Raw genomic sequence first — 14,718 nt, forward strand, 5'->3', positions numbered from 1 at the left:
CTCAGCTTGCCAGTACATCCCCGATCAGAAGCTCGGGTGTGACATTGGTGAAGTTCGGTATGTCTTCCATGACAGGGCCTGAGGCTGCCAGTGCTGCATCAAAAGCAGCCTGATCTGCGAAGGTGATACTGGCAATGGCATGATAGGCGGGCGGTGCGTTCGGGCCACCGGCAAGCCCCTTTGTCACAAGGACTGACTGGACATGTGACCCGAGATATTCTGAGACAATTTCCATATGGCGACCAGTGTAGTAGTCAAAGTCGAATGTTGATCCGTTCGAGATCGGGTAAAGCACTTGTAATGAAACCGGCATGTTGTCCTCCCTCTATATAGAAATATTTTACTGATCGAACCATCAACGACCACCCCGACCAAACGGTTGCTTTTGGTCTTTTCAATCCCATATCGAAGCCATGATTTACGTTCTTCTCGCTCTTGTTGGTCTCGCTGTGATCTTCGGGCCCAGATACTGGGTCCAGTGGGTCATCAAACGCCATTCTGATGAGCGGCGAGACTTTCCCGGAACAGGTGGTGAGCTGGCGCGGCATCTTCTGGATGAAGCCGGGCTGTCCCATGTCCGCGTTGAGCGGGTGCCTGAGGGAGATCACTACGACCCGGACGCGCGGGCTGTCCGGCTTTCTGCGCCCAATTATGACGGGCAGTCGGTGACTGCCGTCGCCATTGCCGCCCACGAGGTTTCTCACGCCTTGCAGGATGCCAATGGGTATACACCGCTTGCTCTTCGGACCCGGATGGCCAGAAATGTTGCTCGTATACAGCGCCTCGGCAGCATCATCCTCTTTGCGGCACCTATCCTGTTCATGGTCATCAAGGCTCCGGTTCTGATTGGCGCGCAGGTGGTGGCGGGGTTGATGTTGCTGGGCTCGTCCATTGTGTTTCATCTGCTCACGCTGCCTGTAGAGCTGGATGCGAGTTTCAATAAGGCTCTGCCGATCCTGTCGGAAGGCGGTTATCTGTCAGAGGAAGACCTGCCAGCCGCCCGCCATGTTCTGCGCGCGGCTGCCTTCACTTATGTGGCAGCAGCGCTCACAACGCTGCTGAACGCGGCCTACTGGCTCAGGATCCTGCGATAGCCCAAAGTTGAGGCTTGACGGCGCTTGTGCAATCGCGCAATGTCCGCGCCATGAAACAGGCCACGCGGACCTCCGCGACTTGCATTACGACCATCATTATTTGCGGCTAGCTTGATCGCTGGCTGTGGCCGTTTCCTCGTTCCCAGATTGTTAAACGAAGGACGACCCAGCCAGGGGGCAGGGCTCATCGCTTGTCTGGAAACGGGACCAACAATGACACTCAGGCTCTACAACACGCTCTCACGGACCAAAGAGGGTTTCGAGCCCATCGATCCGGACAATGTGCGGATGTATGTCTGCGGGCCGACGGTTTATGACACAGCCCATATCGGCAATGCCCGTCCCGTTGTGGTTTTCGACACGCTCAACAGGCTGCTGCGCCACGTCTATGGAGACGATAAAGTCACCTATGTGCGCAACATCACGGATGTGGATGACAAGATCAACGCACGCGCTGCAGAGCGGGGGATTTCCATTGGTGAGCTGACGCAGGAGACCACAAAGGTTTTCCATGCGGATATGGATGCGCTCGGCACCCTGCGGCCTGACAGGGAACCACGGGCGACCGAATTCATCGAGCAGATGGTCGAGATGATTTCAGTGCTGATCGACAAGGGCCATGCCTATGCGGCTGATGGGCATGTGCTGTTCCATGTGCCATCCATGAGTGATTACGGCAAGCTCTCCGGCCGCTCTCTGGATGAGATGGAAGCCGGTGCCCGTGTGGAAGTGGCGTCTTACAAGAAAGACCCGATGGATTTCGTCCTCTGGAAGCCGTCGAAAGAAGGCGAGCCAAGCTGGCCGTCTCCCTGGAGTGATGGTCGCCCTGGCTGGCATATTGAATGCTCGGCCATGTCGAAAAGCTATCTGGGCGAGACCTTTGATATTCACGGCGGCGGGCTGGACCTGGTCTTCCCGCACCATGAAAACGAGATTGCCCAATCTCGCTGCGCCCATGGCACAGCGCATATGGCGCGTGTCTGGATGCATAACGGCTATGTGCAGGTGGAAGGCGAGAAGATGTCGAAGTCTCTCGGTAACTTCATCACCGTGCATCAGCTGCTTGAAGACTGGCCGGGTGAAGCCATCCGGCTGGCCCTGATGTCGACCCATTACCGTCAGCCGTTCAACTGGACAGCAGATGGTGTGCGGGATGCCAAGAAAACCCTCGATAGCTGGTACGCGATAACCGGTGATGCGGAGGCGGGCGAAATCAGTACGGCTGTTCTGGACGCTCTGTCTGATGACCTCAATACACCGAAAGCCATTGCTGAACTGCACCAGCTTCGCAGTAAGGCTCAGGCAGGCGACAAAGAGGCCGCAGCGCAGTTGAAGGCTGGTGCGCAGATGCTTGGTCTGCTTGGTGGTTCTGCTGAAGACTGGGCCAATTGGCGTCCAAGCACCTTTGCTGTTGATGAATCCAGGATCGAGGCGCTGGTGGCTGAACGTCTTGAGGCACGCAACAACAAGGATTTTGCTGCATCTGACCGTATCCGGGATGAACTGGCAGCCATGGGCGTTGTTCTGAAGGACAGCCGCAACAAGGAGACGGGTGCGTTTGAAACCACCTGGGAGGTGGCGTCGTGAGCGATGGCCCCGTCTATCGCCATTTTCTCGGCGCCTGGGTTCTGGATGTGGATACCTGTTCCTTTGATCAGGGTTCACCTCCACGGGCCGGAACCTGCCGGTTTGAAGAAGAGGGCGACGAGCTGATCATCTCGATGAACTGGGTGGATGTGGAAGGCGAAATTCACAATATGGCGTTCAAGGGTGTGCCCAATGCTGACCCGGCCCCGTTTAATGGGGGAGAACTGGCCGATGCGCTGTCCATGGACGCACCATCCGAGATCGAGCTCAATTCATCCGCCTATCTGAAGGGCGTTGAACTGATGACGGCCCGCCGCACCCTGTCACGTGATTACACCAGCATGGAGCTTGTTCAGCGGGTCATTCTGCCTGACGGGACAATGCCCGAGAACCGCTCCACCTACCGGCGGGAAAACTGACTGCGCCGACTGACCCGTTTGTCTGAGAAAAGAAACAGAGCCGATCCGATGACCAAAGACCGCCTTTACCTGTTCGACACCACCCTGAGAGACGGGGCACAGACCAACGGTATTGATTTCTCTCTGGAAGACAAGATTGCCATCGCGCGGATGCTGGATGAGCTGGGCGTCGATTATGTGGAAGGCGGTTATCCCGGAGCCAATCCGACCGATACGGAGTTCTTTTCCAAAAAACGGGTGGAGAAGGCCAAATTCACTGCGTTCGGCATGACCAAGCGGGCCGGGCGGTCTGTTGCCAATGATCCGGGTGTTCAGGAATTGTTGCGGTCGCAGTCGGACGCCATCTGTTATGTGGCCAAATCATGGGATTTCCAGGTCCGCGTGGCGCTCGGCTGTACGAATGAGGAAAATCTGGAAGGCATCAAAGAGTCTGTGGAGGCCGCTGTGGCTGCTGGCAAGGAAGCCATGGTCGATTGCGAGCATTTCTTTGATGGCTACAAGGGCAATCGTGACTATGCACTGGCCTGTGCTAGAACGGCATACGAGTCCGGTGCCCGCTGGGTGGTGTTGTGCGATACCAATGGTGGCACCCAGCCGGATGAGGTGTACGACATCGTCACAGATGTAACCTCTGTCATTCCCGGTGCCCATGTGGGTATCCACGCGCATAATGATACGGAGCAGGCTGTGGCCAACTCACTGGCTGCGGTTCGCGCCGGGGCCCGTCAGATACAGGGGACGCTTAACGGCATCGGAGAGCGCTGCGGCAATGCCAATATGGTCAGCCTCATTCCAACCCTGAAACTGAAACCGGCCTATGCCGGGCAATTTGAAATCGGCATTGCCGAGGATGGCCTGAAGAAACTGACGTCTGTTTCCCGCGCGTTTGATGAATTGCTGAACCGTGCGCCGGATCGTCATGCGCCTTATGTGGGCGAGGCGGCATTCGCGACCAAGGCAGGCATTCATGCCTCTGCCATTCTCAAAGATCCAAGCACCTATGAGCATGTGGCCCCTGAGACCGTGGGTAACCGGCGTCGTGTGCTGGTCTCCGATCAGGCGGGCAAGTCCAATCTTCTGGGTGAGCTGGAGCGGATCGGTCTTGAGGTGGACAAAGCCGACCCGCGCCTTGACCATCTGCTGCGGGCTGTGAAGGAGGCCGAGACCGAAGGGTTCTCCTATGAGGCTGCGGATGCATCTTTCGAGCTTCTCGCCCGTCGTCATCTGGGAACCGTGCCAAAGTTCTTTGATGTGGATTCCTTCCGGGTTCAGGCCGAACGACGCTATAACGCCAGAGGTGAGCTGATCACCATGTCGGAAGCCGTGGTGAAGATTTCCGTCGGTGGTGAACTGCTGATGTCAGTGGCCGAGGGCAACGGTCCCGTCAATGCCCTGGACAGTGCCTTACGCAAGGACCTGGGCGTCTATCAGTCTCATATCGATGATCTGGAACTGGTGGACTACAAGGTGCGCATTCTGAACGGCGGTACCGGAGCTGTGACCCGTGTTCTGATTGAAAGCCGTGACAGCGAGCGAAACCGCTGGTTCACGATTGGTGTGTCCTCAAACATCATCGACGCATCGTTTCAGGCTCTGATCGACTCGGTCACCTACAAGCTGGTGCGGGCGGGCGTGAAAGCGGTTTAGAGCAAGCGCTGGACGAGGGCGTCAGACATGAACAAAGCCGTTATCGTAACCACCGTGGTTGCCGTTTCCGGATGGTTTATCTTCAATGAGATCAAACAGAACGTGAAAGCGGTCGAGAGAGAAGACATCACCACGCCGATTTACACCATTGGCGAGGCTGAGGACTATTCTGCAGCTCTTGCCGAGGGAAAACGTGTGGTGAAGTTCGGCCCCATGTTCTGGGGACTCTATTCGGGCGGACTTGCATTCCGAACGATAGATGCGGCGCGGGCTTATATGGACAACAACGACTGGGATCAGAAAACCTGGTCCGTCTATCAGCTGTCAGGCGACTATGCCCTTGATGTAACAGACGGATTTACCAACAAGACGCTGCTGGTTGTCGAGGAAACTTCGTCATCCCGTTTGACACAGTAAGGATCTTCCATGTCGAATGAGGACAGGATGCATAGCCTCGGCCTTGCAGCGGCCGCATCTGCCTTCACGATCTGGGGGCTGAGCGTCATTTTCTTCAAGTTTCAGGCCCATATTCCAGCCCATGAGGTGATTGCGCATCGCATTGTCTGGTCAGTGGTCTTTGTCGGGCTTTATCTGGCTGTTCAGCGGCGGGGCGGAGAAATCGTCTCGGTGTTGCGCAATCGACGTCTGGTGCTGATGCTGCTGGTGTCTTCGCTGCTGGTGGCCACCAACTGGCTGCTGTTTGTCTGGGCGGTGGGCCAGGGCAAGATCCTTGAAACCAGCTACGGCTATTTCATCAATCCCCTGACCATCATCCTGTTGAGCTTTGTGGTGCTGAAAGAAAAACTCTCTCCACCACAATGGCTGGCTGTCGGGCTGGCCTTTATTGCGGTTCTGGTCCAGGGGGCATTGCTCAGCGGTTTTCCGTGGATTTCCATCGCGATTACCGTGACGTTTGCGCTCTACGGCCTGATGCGCAAGCAGCTTGATGTGGGCGCTAATCTTGGTCTGTTCGTTGAAGCGCTGCTGCTGTCGCCGCTGGCATTGGGTTATCTTTTGCTGCTTGAGTTTGGTCAATCAACCTCGGGCCATTTCGGTGCTAGCGTTTCAGATACGATGCTGCTGATGGCAAACGGACCGGTGACGGCCACGCCACTGATCCTGTTTGCTTATGCGGCACGACGCCTGAAGTTTTCGACGGTCGGATTATTGCAATATATCACGCCATCCCTGTCGTTCCTTCTGGCTGTTCTGATTTATGGGGAGCCGCTGAATACGATCAAGCTGGTCAGCTTTGTCATCATCTGGGTATCGCTGGTGGTCTTCACCTGGGATCTGCTACGAAAGGCAAAACAACCGGCTCAAGATTAGCGGAGCCCCCGCATCCTGAGGGAGAATGCCATGTGGTTCGCCGTAATGACCCTGGCCGTGCTGGGCCTGTTCATCATTATTCCAATGATCATGAAAGTGCTGATCACATCCTGGGATGCCTATCGCCGGGCTCTTTTGGGTTTCGTTGTGGTGCTGGTGTTCGGCTGGTTCTGTCTTGAAACATCTCTTTCCCCCACTCAGGCCCTGCCAATGGATGTTCAGATCTGGATTGGCCTGATATCCGGCCCGCTTTTGGTCGGTGTCACTGTCGGTTTCGCCTATGTAGCCTTTCGCATGGTGTGGAGAAGACGTTGGGCTGAAGTCGCATGAATGCCTGACGACCAGAATGAACGAAATTAATAGGTCATGACCCTATGGAGTGATAGCACTGTTCCGATAAGGATTATCGGGGGAGCATCATGCCGTCACTTCTCGTCAGGAACGCCACGATGCTGGTCACAATGGATGATCAGCGCCAGGAAATCCCGGATGGTGGATTTTTCGCAGAAGACGGGGTAATCCGGCAGGTGGGGCCAAGCGAGACCCTGCCTGATGACGCCGATGAGGTGATCAACGCGTCCGGAGCAATTGTTGTTCCGGGTCTCGTCAATACCCATCATCACCTCTACCAGACCCTGACCCGAGCCTACGCACAGGACGCGCCGCTGTTCGGCTGGCTGCAGACGCTTTATCCGGTCTGGGCACGGATGACGCCGGGTGCGATCAGGACCGGCACCCAGACCGGTATCGCCGAGCTGCTGCTGTCCGGCTGTACCACCACGTCCGATCATCTCTATCTTTTCCCCAATGGGTCGCGACTGGATGATTCAATCGAAGGGGCGATGGAACTGGGGATCCGTTTTCATGCCACACGCGGCTCCATGAGCATTGGCGAATCCGACGGAGGACTGCCGCCAGACAGCCTGGTGGAACGGGAAGAGGCCATTCTGAAAGACAGCCAGAGGCTGGTTGAGACTTATCATGATCCATCAGACGGAGCCCGGCTCAGGGTAGCGTTGGCCCCATGCTCGCCATTCTCCGTCAGCCGTGACCTGATGAGGGAAACTGCTGTTCTGGCCCGCTCTCTTGGTGTCGGTCTTCACACTCATCTGGCGGAAAACGTGGAAGATATCCTCTATTCAGAGGAAAAGTTCGGATTGAGACCCGGTGCTTATGCGGAAGAACTGGGCTGGACCGGGCCGGATGTCTGGCATGCCCATTGTGTCCAGCTCAATCACGACGAGATCAGTCTTTTCGCTCATACTGGCACCGGTGTTGCCCATTGTCCGTGCTCCAATATGCGGCTCGGGTCGGGCATTGCTCCGGTCAGGCAGATGGTGGATGCGGGCGTCAAGGTTGGCCTTGGTGTCGACGGGTCTGCATCCAATGATTCCGGCCACCTTCTGGCAGAGACCCGGCAGGCCATGCTGCTGCAGCGGGTAATGCTCGGTGCTGAAGGTCTGAAAGTGCGCGAGGCGCTTGAACTGGCGACACTGGGTGGCGCACGTGTGCTCAACAGACAGGATATCGGTGCTCTGAAACCGGGCCTTCAGGCTGATTGTGCTGTCTTTCCACTGACAGGGCTTGCCCATGCGGGTGCCGAGATTGACCCGGTGGCAGCCTTGCTGCTCTGTCAGCCGGTCAACGCATCAACAACCATCGTTGGCGGTGATGTCCTGGTTCGCGACGGCCAGCTGACCCGGCTTGATCAACAGAAACTTATTGAGCGGCACAAGGCCCATTCCATCCGGCTCATAAACGGCGAATAGGTTCCACATCTGCCCCAAGTTCCAGATCGGTCCGGTCCAGATGACTGGCTTCACCGGTCAGGATAGGGATGATGTCTTCTGCCTTCTTTGCCTCAAGAAACTGGATGTCGCTGTCCGGTCTGATGAATTCTTCCCGCCGCATGTGATTCAACAACTGGATAAGCGGGTCCCAGAACTGGTCGATATTGGCAAGCAGAACCGGTTTCTTGTGCTGCCCCAGCTGTGCCCAGGTCAGCATTTCAACGGTTTCCTCAAGGGTGCCGATGCCGCCCGGCAGGGCCACAAAGGCTTCCGCCTTGTCAAACATCAGCCGTTTGCGCTCGTGCATGTCATCCGTGACAATCAGTTCCTGCACGTCGCGCAGCATGACTTCCCGTTCTTCGAGAAACTTCGGAATGATTCCGGTGACCTCTCCGCCATGTTTGAGAACCGATTTCGCCACCGTTCCCATCAGGCCGATGGAGCCGCCTCCATAGACGAGGCGAATCCCTGCATGCGCCATATGACGGCCCAGGATCTTGGCCGATTCCTTGTATTCCGGGTCGATACCATGGCCGGAACCACAATAAACACACACTGAGCGTAAAGGCTGCATAACGGGAACGTGCTCCAAATTCAGTCGCATTAGTAACTACAATAAGTCACCATCCTTGCCGATCTCGTAAAAGAACGTTAATGAGGCGCATAAGGTTTCATCAGAAGGAAAGCCTCGCGGCTCGCCTGTTCATAAAAGGACATAGTGCGAAACTCTGGCGGGGCAAAGGGTGGCGAGCGAATGAAAAGCACACCGGTATCAATCGGCTTCGCAATTGTGGGCATCATTATTGCGGCCTTGATCGGCTATTATGGCTTCATGTCGGAGGACGCCACCTTCAAGCCGGTGGTGACTGAGACGGCATCGAAAGACCAGACCAAGGTTGCCGAAACCCCGGAAGCTGAAAAGACTCAGGACGAAACGCCGTCTGAGGATGCTGCTGCGACTGAAGCCATTTCGCCGAGTTTCGATGTGGTCCGTGTCGAGCCCGATGGAAGCGCTGTGATTGCCGGACGGTCAGAGCCTGAATGGACCGTTGAGCTGAATGACAACGGAACCGTTATCGGTAAGGAAAAAGCCGGTATTTCCGGTGAGTGGGTGATCGTCCCGAACAAGACCCTGACGCCGGGTGATCACGAACTGACCCTCTCTGCCAAATCCCCTGACGGAGAAAAGACCGTTGCCTCCCAGGACAGTGTGACCGTTGTTGTGCCGGAGACTGCCGAGGGTGATCTGCTTGTCGCGCTGAACAAGCCGGGTGAGGCGATCCAGATTCTCAACAAGCCCGAAACAGAACAGAAAACTGTTGTCGCTGATAGCGGGCAAAGCTCTGATTCCAATACGGAAACAGCCGAGGTAACAGAGGAAGGCAATCAACCGGTCTCTGATGAACAGCCAACAAGTGTCGCATCCGGTGAGGCCGAGACCACGGCAGAGGAGACCGCTGGTATAGAGCAGGGTGAAGAGACGAACACAACTGTCGCTCATAATGATAGTGGCAACGGTGTCACCGCCGAGGCTGATGGTCAGGCTGTAAGCCAGCAGGCGACTGTCGAAGAACCCGCTGCATCAACGGAAGCCGAAACGTCTGTTGCCGATTCTGGTGCTGGTGCCGGTGCCGAGGGCGAACAGACACCTTCTACCGAAGAACTGGATGTGGCTGAACTGCGTGGCTCAACTGACGAGACCTCTGCAGGACAGGATAACTCCGGAGCCGATACCGACAGCGTATCAGATGCAGGTACGGTGGAAGAGCAGACCGAGGTCGCTGGCCAGTCCAATGAGACACAGGACGACAGCCAGTCTGTTGCGAGCACCGAGACGGCTCCTGCTGAAGAAACATCCGGAGAGCAGTTTCAGGTGGCCGCTGGCGAAAGTGACGCCGATACCGGTAGCGATGTGGACACAACAGTTTCAAATCAGGGTGAAGGCAGTGCGACAGCGCCTGCTGAGACGGAAAGCGCCCAAGAGGAAACCACTGAAACGGCTCAATCCACCGAAACCGATGCGTCCGCAGAGCCGTCAGTTTCAGAGACGACCACCGCAGTGGCTGATGCTGACACGGGTTCCCAGGAAACTGCTGCGCCAAAGCCTGAAGTCTCCGTTGAAGCAGTCGAGCTTGAGAACGGCCAGCGTCTGTTCGTTGCGGGCAAGGCCAAGACGCCGGGCACCATCCGCATTTATGTGAATGACAAGCCTGTCGGTGATGTGAATCCCCGTGGCGGCCACTGGCTGCTGGACGTGGAACTGGCTCTGGTTCCTGGAAACCATCAGGTTCGCGTTGATCAGCTCAATGACAGCGATGGCAAGGTTGTTGCCCGTGCTGAAGTCACGTTTGAACGTCTTGAAGACGCTGTTGCTGAAAGCACGGATCAGGCCCCCATCCGCCTGACGGGAAGCGGCACGGTTTCCACAGGTTCTGGTGAAAAGGCAAAGGCCAATGTCGGCGCACCAGGCAATGTGATCATTCGCAAGGGAGACAATCTCTGGACGATCTCCCGCCGCCTTTATGGTCAGGGCATCCGGTTCTCTACCATTTATCTGGCCAATACGGACCAGATCAGAAATCCGGACCTGATTTATCCAGGGCAGGTCTTTGTTCTGCCTGAAGGTGATGCTGCCTGGTCGAACTGATGCGGTTCTGATTTCAGATTCCAGGTCTGTTTTTAAAGAAAAATCACGCGGCGGGCTTGGCCCGCCGTTCTTTTCGGCCTATCTATCGTAAAAATACGATGAAAGAGGCCGGGATATGGGCAAGACGACATGCTGCGAGAAGGGATTACCCCGGAACGCAGAAGAACTGGCAAACCGTCTGAAAGCGATGGGGCATCCGGCACGGCTCATGATCCTGTCCCTGCTGGCGCAGCGGGATCAATGCTGTTGTGGGCAGGTGGTGAGTGATCTGCCACTGGCACAGTCAACGGTTTCCCAGCATCTGAAAGTTCTTCAGGACGCTGGCTTTGTATCCAGTCGGGCGGATGGGGTCAGATCATCCTATCAGTTCGATCTGGATATGCTGAAGGCATTCCATCAGCAACTCGGCTCTTTCATTGATACGCTTGAGGCGGATTACAAATCCTGCTGCGCAGCGCAATCCGGCAACACGGTTCACGCCGTAGAAGAAGGCGAGGGCCAATCATGACAGCATCCGCTGACCAGACAACAAAGACATCTGCGAAAGGGAGAGTCACTGCCGACAGCGGTGAAACATTCTCCGCCATTCGTGCGCTCTGGCCTTATATGTGGCCCAGTGACCGGGCAGACCTCAAGGCCCGGGTGGTGCTGGCGATTGCGGTGCTGGTCGTCGCCAAAATCATCACGGTGCTGGTGCCTTATCTCTATAAATGGGCAACCGATGCGCTGACAGGCGAGGGAGGCGGCCCTGCCTATCTGCCGATTTTTCTGGCAACCCCGTTGATGCTGGTGATCGGCTACGGCATCGGGCGTATTCTGATGATGGGTTTCACCCAGTTGAGAGATGCGCTGTTTGCTCAGGTCGGCCAGCATGCGGTCAGGCAGCTTGCGCAGGAAACCTTTGTTCATATGCACAACCTGTCCCTGCGGTTTCATCTGCAGCGCCGCACAGGTGGTCTCAGCCGCGTCATTGAGCGTGGCACCAAGGGCATCGAGACGATCGTCCGCTTTACGGTGTTGAACTCTGCACCGACCGTGCTGGAATTTGCCCTGATGGCTGCTGTCATCGCCTGGCAGTTTGATTTCTCCTATGTGGTCGTGTTGTCGGTCACGGTCTGGCTCTATGTCTGGTTTACCGTAAAGGCCAGCGACTGGCGCATTGCCATCCGGCGACAGATGAATGATTCCGATACCGATGCCAACACCAAGGCAATCGACAGCCTGCTGAACTTCGAGACCGTCAAATATTTCGGCAATGAAGAGATGGAAGCGCGCCGCTTCGGGCGGGCGATGGCGCAATATGAAAAGGCGGCGGTCAAGACCTGGACATCGCTGGCCTGGCTGAATATGGGGCAGACGGTTATTTTCACGATCGGCATGATCGTCTGTATGGGCCTGTCTGCCCGCGCTGTGGTGGCAGGAGAGCAGACAATTGGTGATTTCGTCATGCTCAATGTGCTGCTCATGCAGCTCTACATGCCGCTTAACTTCATCGGGTTTGTCTATCGCGAGATCAAGCAGGGGCTGGCGGATATCGAGACCATGTTCGATCTGCTGGATGTGGCTCCCGATATTGTTGATGATCCAAAAGCCAAAGTGATTTCCGTGACCGACGGTCATATCCGCTTTGACAATGTGCACTTTGCCTATGAGCCTGAGCGTCCGATCCTGAAGGGCGTCAGCTTTGAGGTGCCGGCTGGCAGGACACTGGCGATTGTCGGGCCATCAGGTGCAGGCAAGTCCACCATCTCCCGGCTTCTGTTCCGCTTCTATGATGTAACGGATGGCTCGGTGACCGTGGATGGTCATGATGTGCGGGATGTGACCCAGAAAAGCCTGCGTTCTGCTATTGGCAATGTGCCTCAGGATACGGTACTGTTTAATGACACGATCCAGTACAATATCCGCTATGGCCGTCCTGACGCCACAGATGAAGACGTTCGGGATGCGGCAGGCATGGCCCAGATCGGTGAGTTCGTCGACGGCCTGCCGGATGGCTATCAGACCCAGGTGGGTGAGCGCGGCCTGATGTTGTCAGGCGGAGAAAAGCAGCGTGTTGCCATCGCCCGCACTATTCTCAAAGCGCCGCCAATCCTTATCCTGGATGAAGCCACGTCGGCACTGGATACCCATACAGAGCGTGAAATCCAGTCGGCGCTTGATCGGGTGTCTGCCAACCGCACCACTCTGGTGATCGCCCATCGCCTGTCGACCGTGGTCAATGCAGATGAAATTCTGGTCCTTGAAGCCGGGCAGATTGTCGAGCGTGGCCGCCATGCGGAACTGCTCGACAAGAACGGGCTCTATGCATCCATGTGGTCGCGCCAGCGGGAGGCGGATGAGGCCGCTGAACGTCTCCGCAAGGCGCAGGAAGAAGACGAATTCGGCATTGTCAGGCGGGGAGCGCCTGCTGAAACCACACTGGCCGAATAGTGATATATCCGCCGCGCGGTGCCGCCATGACTTGACGGGAGCCGTGCGGTGATGAATAGGTTATCCCCTTCAAAAGGCAACAGATCATCCGAGATCTCCTTCGGGGCAGATAACCGACTATGACCATTATCGACAGCATCAAGGCATCCATGGTTCCCATTCACCGCGAGGGCTGGCCGTTCATCGCCATTGCTGCGGTGACAAGCGTGGTGCTGGGCTACTTCGCTGATCCTCTGTTCTGGATTGGCCTGATCATAACCGCTTGGGTATGTTACTTTTTCCGTGACCCACCCCGTGTAACACCGGTTGGCAAGGGCCTGGTCATCAGCCCGGCAGACGGAACGGTTTCTGCGGTTGGCCCGGCTGTTCCCCCACCGGAGCTTGGATTGTCAGACACGCCGCTGTTGCGGGTCTCGGTGTTCATGAATGTCTTCAATTGCCATGTGAATCGCGCACCGCTGGGTGGTATCATCACCAAGGTTGCCTATAAGCCGGGCAAATTCCTCAATGCCGAGCTCGATAAGGCCAGCGAAGACAATGAGCGGAACGGCGTTGTGATTGATGCGGATGGCACGTCTATCGGTGTGGTCCAGATTGCCGGTCTTGTTGCACGCCGTATCGTTTGCTGGTCAAATGAGAATGACGCCATTCAGGTGGGTGATCGCTTTGGCCTCATTCGTTTCGGCTCCCGTCTGGATGTGTATCTGCCGGTTGGAACACCAGTTCAGGTCGCCGTTGGCCAGACGGCGATTGCCGGTGAAACCGTGCTTGCAGATCTGGTCGCCACAGAGGCACCCACCTCTACCTATCGGGAAGGATAAGCCGGATGGCAGACACGGACCAGACTGAGCCGAAGCTCGCACGACGACGGTTCCGCAAAATCCCGCTCCGGGTGATGGCTCCCAATCTGGTAACGCTGCTGTCCATCTGCGCCGGTCTTACCGGCGTTCGCTTTGCGATTGAGGGTCGGTTCGAGGCTGCGGTTATTGCAATTCTGGTGGCCGCAGTTCTGGACGGTCTCGACGGGCGGGTGGCACGCCTGCTCAAATCCGCATCCCGTTTTGGTGCCGAGTTGGATTCCCTGGCAGATTTCTTCAATTTCGGTGCTGCACCTGCCATTGTTCTGTATGCCTGGGGGCTTGGAGAAACGGGATCGTTCGGCTGGATAGCCTGCCTGATCTATGCCATTGGCATGGCTCTGCGGCTGGCGCGGTTCAATGCAGCGCTTGATGATCCGAAGAAACCGGAATGGCAGGCAGGTTTCTTTACCGGAGTTCCGGCACCTGCTGGAGCCCTGATCGTCTTTCTGCCCATCTATTTCACCATTCTGGGTATGGAGCGCTGGCCGGGCCTTGAGAGCCTGGTGGCCGTTTACACGATGATTGTCGGACTGCTGCTTGTGAGCCAGCTGCCCACATTCTCGACAAAGCGTGTCAGCGGACGTATCCCGCGTGAGCATGTATTACCGTTCCTGGTGTTGACTGTCGCCGCTATCGCACTTCTGATGAGCTATCCCTGGACTGTGCTGACCATGATCAGCATGGGCTATCTGCTGACCCTGCCGGTGAGCTTCTTTTTCTGGAAGAAATACGAGAGAGAGCATGCGGAAGAGCTTGCTCTGGTCGATGAGGATGACGGCCTCGGTGATGGAGAGGATGATAGCGACGGGGAGAGTGAGAGGGATGCGGCTCCAGTCGAGACTCCATCTGTTACCAAACCGGACCAGACCATCGTTCATTGATGTATCGTTAGAGCATATTTCCGAAAAGTGT

Annotated in this window: 15 protein-coding genes; 13 read left to right on the forward strand and 2 right to left on the reverse strand. The window is 56.4% G+C overall.

Annotated elements, in window-relative coordinates; translation table 11 throughout:
• Nucleotide 1: 1 nt before the first annotated feature.
• A complete protein-coding gene (locus tag RA157_RS13930) occupies nt 2-313 on the reverse strand; it encodes an EthD family reductase (protein WP_350333735.1) in 312 nt (103 codons plus the stop codon).
• A gap of 100 nt (nt 314-413) precedes the next feature.
• Between RA157_RS13930 and RA157_RS13935 the strand changes: the two genes are divergently transcribed.
• The 8 genes from RA157_RS13935 (at nt 414) to RA157_RS13970 (ending at nt 7,845) form a co-directional block, all read left to right on the forward strand.
• The gene (locus tag RA157_RS13935) at nt 414-1,094 is read left to right on the forward strand and encodes a zinc metallopeptidase (RefSeq protein WP_350333736.1); all 681 of its coding nucleotides are present in this window, start codon (nt 414-416) and stop codon (nt 1,092-1,094) included.
• Between the two features lie 213 nt (nt 1,095-1,307).
• Nucleotides 1,308-2,681 (forward strand): cysteine--tRNA ligase, encoded by a 1,374-nt coding sequence (gene cysS, locus RA157_RS13940; RefSeq protein ID WP_350333737.1) that lies wholly within the window; start codon nt 1,308-1,310, stop codon nt 2,679-2,681.
• On the forward strand, nt 2,678-3,100 hold the full coding sequence (locus RA157_RS13945; protein WP_350333738.1) for a hypothetical protein: 423 nt from the start codon (nt 2,678-2,680) through the stop codon (nt 3,098-3,100). The genes cysS and RA157_RS13945 overlap by 4 nt, the downstream gene beginning before the upstream one ends.
• Before the next feature lie 48 nt (nt 3,101-3,148).
• Nucleotides 3,149-4,747: a citramalate synthase gene (gene cimA, locus RA157_RS13950; RefSeq protein WP_350333739.1), complete on the forward strand. Its 1,599-nt coding sequence runs from the start codon at nt 3,149-3,151 to the stop codon at nt 4,745-4,747.
• Between the two features lie 27 nt (nt 4,748-4,774).
• A complete protein-coding gene (locus RA157_RS13955) occupies nt 4,775-5,164 on the forward strand; it encodes a hypothetical protein (protein ID WP_350333740.1) in 390 nt (129 codons plus the stop codon).
• Nucleotides 5,165-5,173: 9 nt separating this feature from the next.
• The gene (rarD, locus tag RA157_RS13960; protein ID WP_350333741.1) at nt 5,174-6,076 is read left to right on the forward strand and encodes an EamA family transporter RarD; all 903 of its coding nucleotides are present in this window, start codon (nt 5,174-5,176) and stop codon (nt 6,074-6,076) included.
• Nucleotides 6,077-6,106: 30 nt separating this feature from the next.
• Nucleotides 6,107-6,406, forward strand: coding sequence for a hypothetical protein (locus RA157_RS13965; RefSeq protein WP_350333742.1), 300 nt, complete (start codon nt 6,107-6,109; stop codon nt 6,404-6,406).
• 89 nt (nt 6,407-6,495) lie between these two features.
• Nucleotides 6,496-7,845: an 8-oxoguanine deaminase gene (locus tag RA157_RS13970; RefSeq protein WP_350333743.1), complete on the forward strand. Its 1,350-nt coding sequence runs from the start codon at nt 6,496-6,498 to the stop codon at nt 7,843-7,845.
• On the opposite strand, the gene RA157_RS13975 is transcribed toward RA157_RS13970, so the two are convergent.
• Nucleotides 7,829-8,440, reverse strand: a complete 612-nt coding sequence (locus tag RA157_RS13975; protein ID WP_350333744.1) for an LOG family protein — start codon at nt 8,438-8,440, stop codon at nt 7,829-7,831. The genes RA157_RS13970 and RA157_RS13975 overlap by 17 nt on opposite strands.
• 180 nt (nt 8,441-8,620) lie before the next feature.
• On the opposite strand from RA157_RS13975, the gene RA157_RS13980 reads away from it, so the two are divergent.
• The 5 genes from RA157_RS13980 to RA157_RS14000 all read left to right on the forward strand — a co-directional run bounded on the left by RA157_RS13980 (nt 8,621) and on the right by RA157_RS14000 (nt 14,687).
• Nucleotides 8,621-10,513: a LysM peptidoglycan-binding domain-containing protein gene (locus RA157_RS13980; protein WP_350333745.1), complete on the forward strand. Its 1,893-nt coding sequence runs from the start codon at nt 8,621-8,623 to the stop codon at nt 10,511-10,513.
• 115 nt (nt 10,514-10,628) lie between these two features.
• Nucleotides 10,629-11,021: an ArsR/SmtB family transcription factor gene (locus tag RA157_RS13985; protein ID WP_350333746.1), complete on the forward strand. Its 393-nt coding sequence runs from the start codon at nt 10,629-10,631 to the stop codon at nt 11,019-11,021.
• Nucleotides 11,018-12,946 carry an ABCB family ABC transporter ATP-binding protein/permease gene (locus RA157_RS13990; RefSeq protein WP_350333747.1) on the forward strand — a complete coding sequence of 643 codons (1,929 nt, stop codon included), beginning with the start codon at nt 11,018-11,020 and terminating at the stop codon, nt 12,944-12,946. The genes RA157_RS13985 and RA157_RS13990 overlap by 4 nt, the downstream gene beginning before the upstream one ends.
• 119 nt (nt 12,947-13,065) lie before the next feature.
• Entirely contained in the window at nt 13,066-13,767 is a 702-nt protein-coding gene (locus RA157_RS13995; protein ID WP_350333748.1) for a phosphatidylserine decarboxylase, read from the forward strand.
• A 5-nt stretch (nt 13,768-13,772) separates the two neighbouring features.
• Nucleotides 13,773-14,687: a CDP-alcohol phosphatidyltransferase family protein gene (locus tag RA157_RS14000; RefSeq protein ID WP_350333749.1), complete on the forward strand. Its 915-nt coding sequence runs from the start codon at nt 13,773-13,775 to the stop codon at nt 14,685-14,687.
• The last annotated feature ends 31 nt before the right edge of the window (nt 14,688-14,718 follow it).

Source organism: Coralliovum pocilloporae (assembly GCF_030845175.1).
GTDB lineage: Bacteria > Pseudomonadota > Alphaproteobacteria > Rhizobiales > Cohaesibacteraceae > Coralliovum > Coralliovum pocilloporae.

Coding starts and splice junctions, on each gene's coding strand:
- RA157_RS13930 (WP_350333735.1), bottom strand. CDS start 313: ATGCCGGTTTCATTACAAGTGCTTTACCCGATCTCGAACGGATCAACA.
- RA157_RS13935 (WP_350333736.1), top strand. CDS start 414: ATGATTTACGTTCTTCTCGCTCTTGTTGGTCTCGCTGTGATCTTCGGG.
- cysS (WP_350333737.1), top strand. CDS start 1,308: ATGACACTCAGGCTCTACAACACGCTCTCACGGACCAAAGAGGGTTTC.
- cimA (WP_350333739.1), top strand. CDS start 3,149: ATGACCAAAGACCGCCTTTACCTGTTCGACACCACCCTGAGAGACGGG.
- RA157_RS13955 (WP_350333740.1), top strand. CDS start 4,775: ATGAACAAAGCCGTTATCGTAACCACCGTGGTTGCCGTTTCCGGATGG.
- rarD (WP_350333741.1), top strand. CDS start 5,174: ATGTCGAATGAGGACAGGATGCATAGCCTCGGCCTTGCAGCGGCCGCA.
- RA157_RS13965 (WP_350333742.1), top strand. CDS start 6,107: ATGTGGTTCGCCGTAATGACCCTGGCCGTGCTGGGCCTGTTCATCATT.
- RA157_RS13970 (WP_350333743.1), top strand. CDS start 6,496: ATGCCGTCACTTCTCGTCAGGAACGCCACGATGCTGGTCACAATGGAT.
- RA157_RS13975 (WP_350333744.1), bottom strand. CDS start 8,440: ATGCAGCCTTTACGCTCAGTGTGTGTTTATTGTGGTTCCGGCCATGGT.
- RA157_RS13980 (WP_350333745.1), top strand. CDS start 8,621: ATGAAAAGCACACCGGTATCAATCGGCTTCGCAATTGTGGGCATCATT.
- RA157_RS13985 (WP_350333746.1), top strand. CDS start 10,629: ATGGGCAAGACGACATGCTGCGAGAAGGGATTACCCCGGAACGCAGAA.
- RA157_RS13990 (WP_350333747.1), top strand. CDS start 11,018: ATGACAGCATCCGCTGACCAGACAACAAAGACATCTGCGAAAGGGAGA.
- RA157_RS13995 (WP_350333748.1), top strand. CDS start 13,066: ATGACCATTATCGACAGCATCAAGGCATCCATGGTTCCCATTCACCGC.
- RA157_RS14000 (WP_350333749.1), top strand. CDS start 13,773: ATGGCAGACACGGACCAGACTGAGCCGAAGCTCGCACGACGACGGTTC.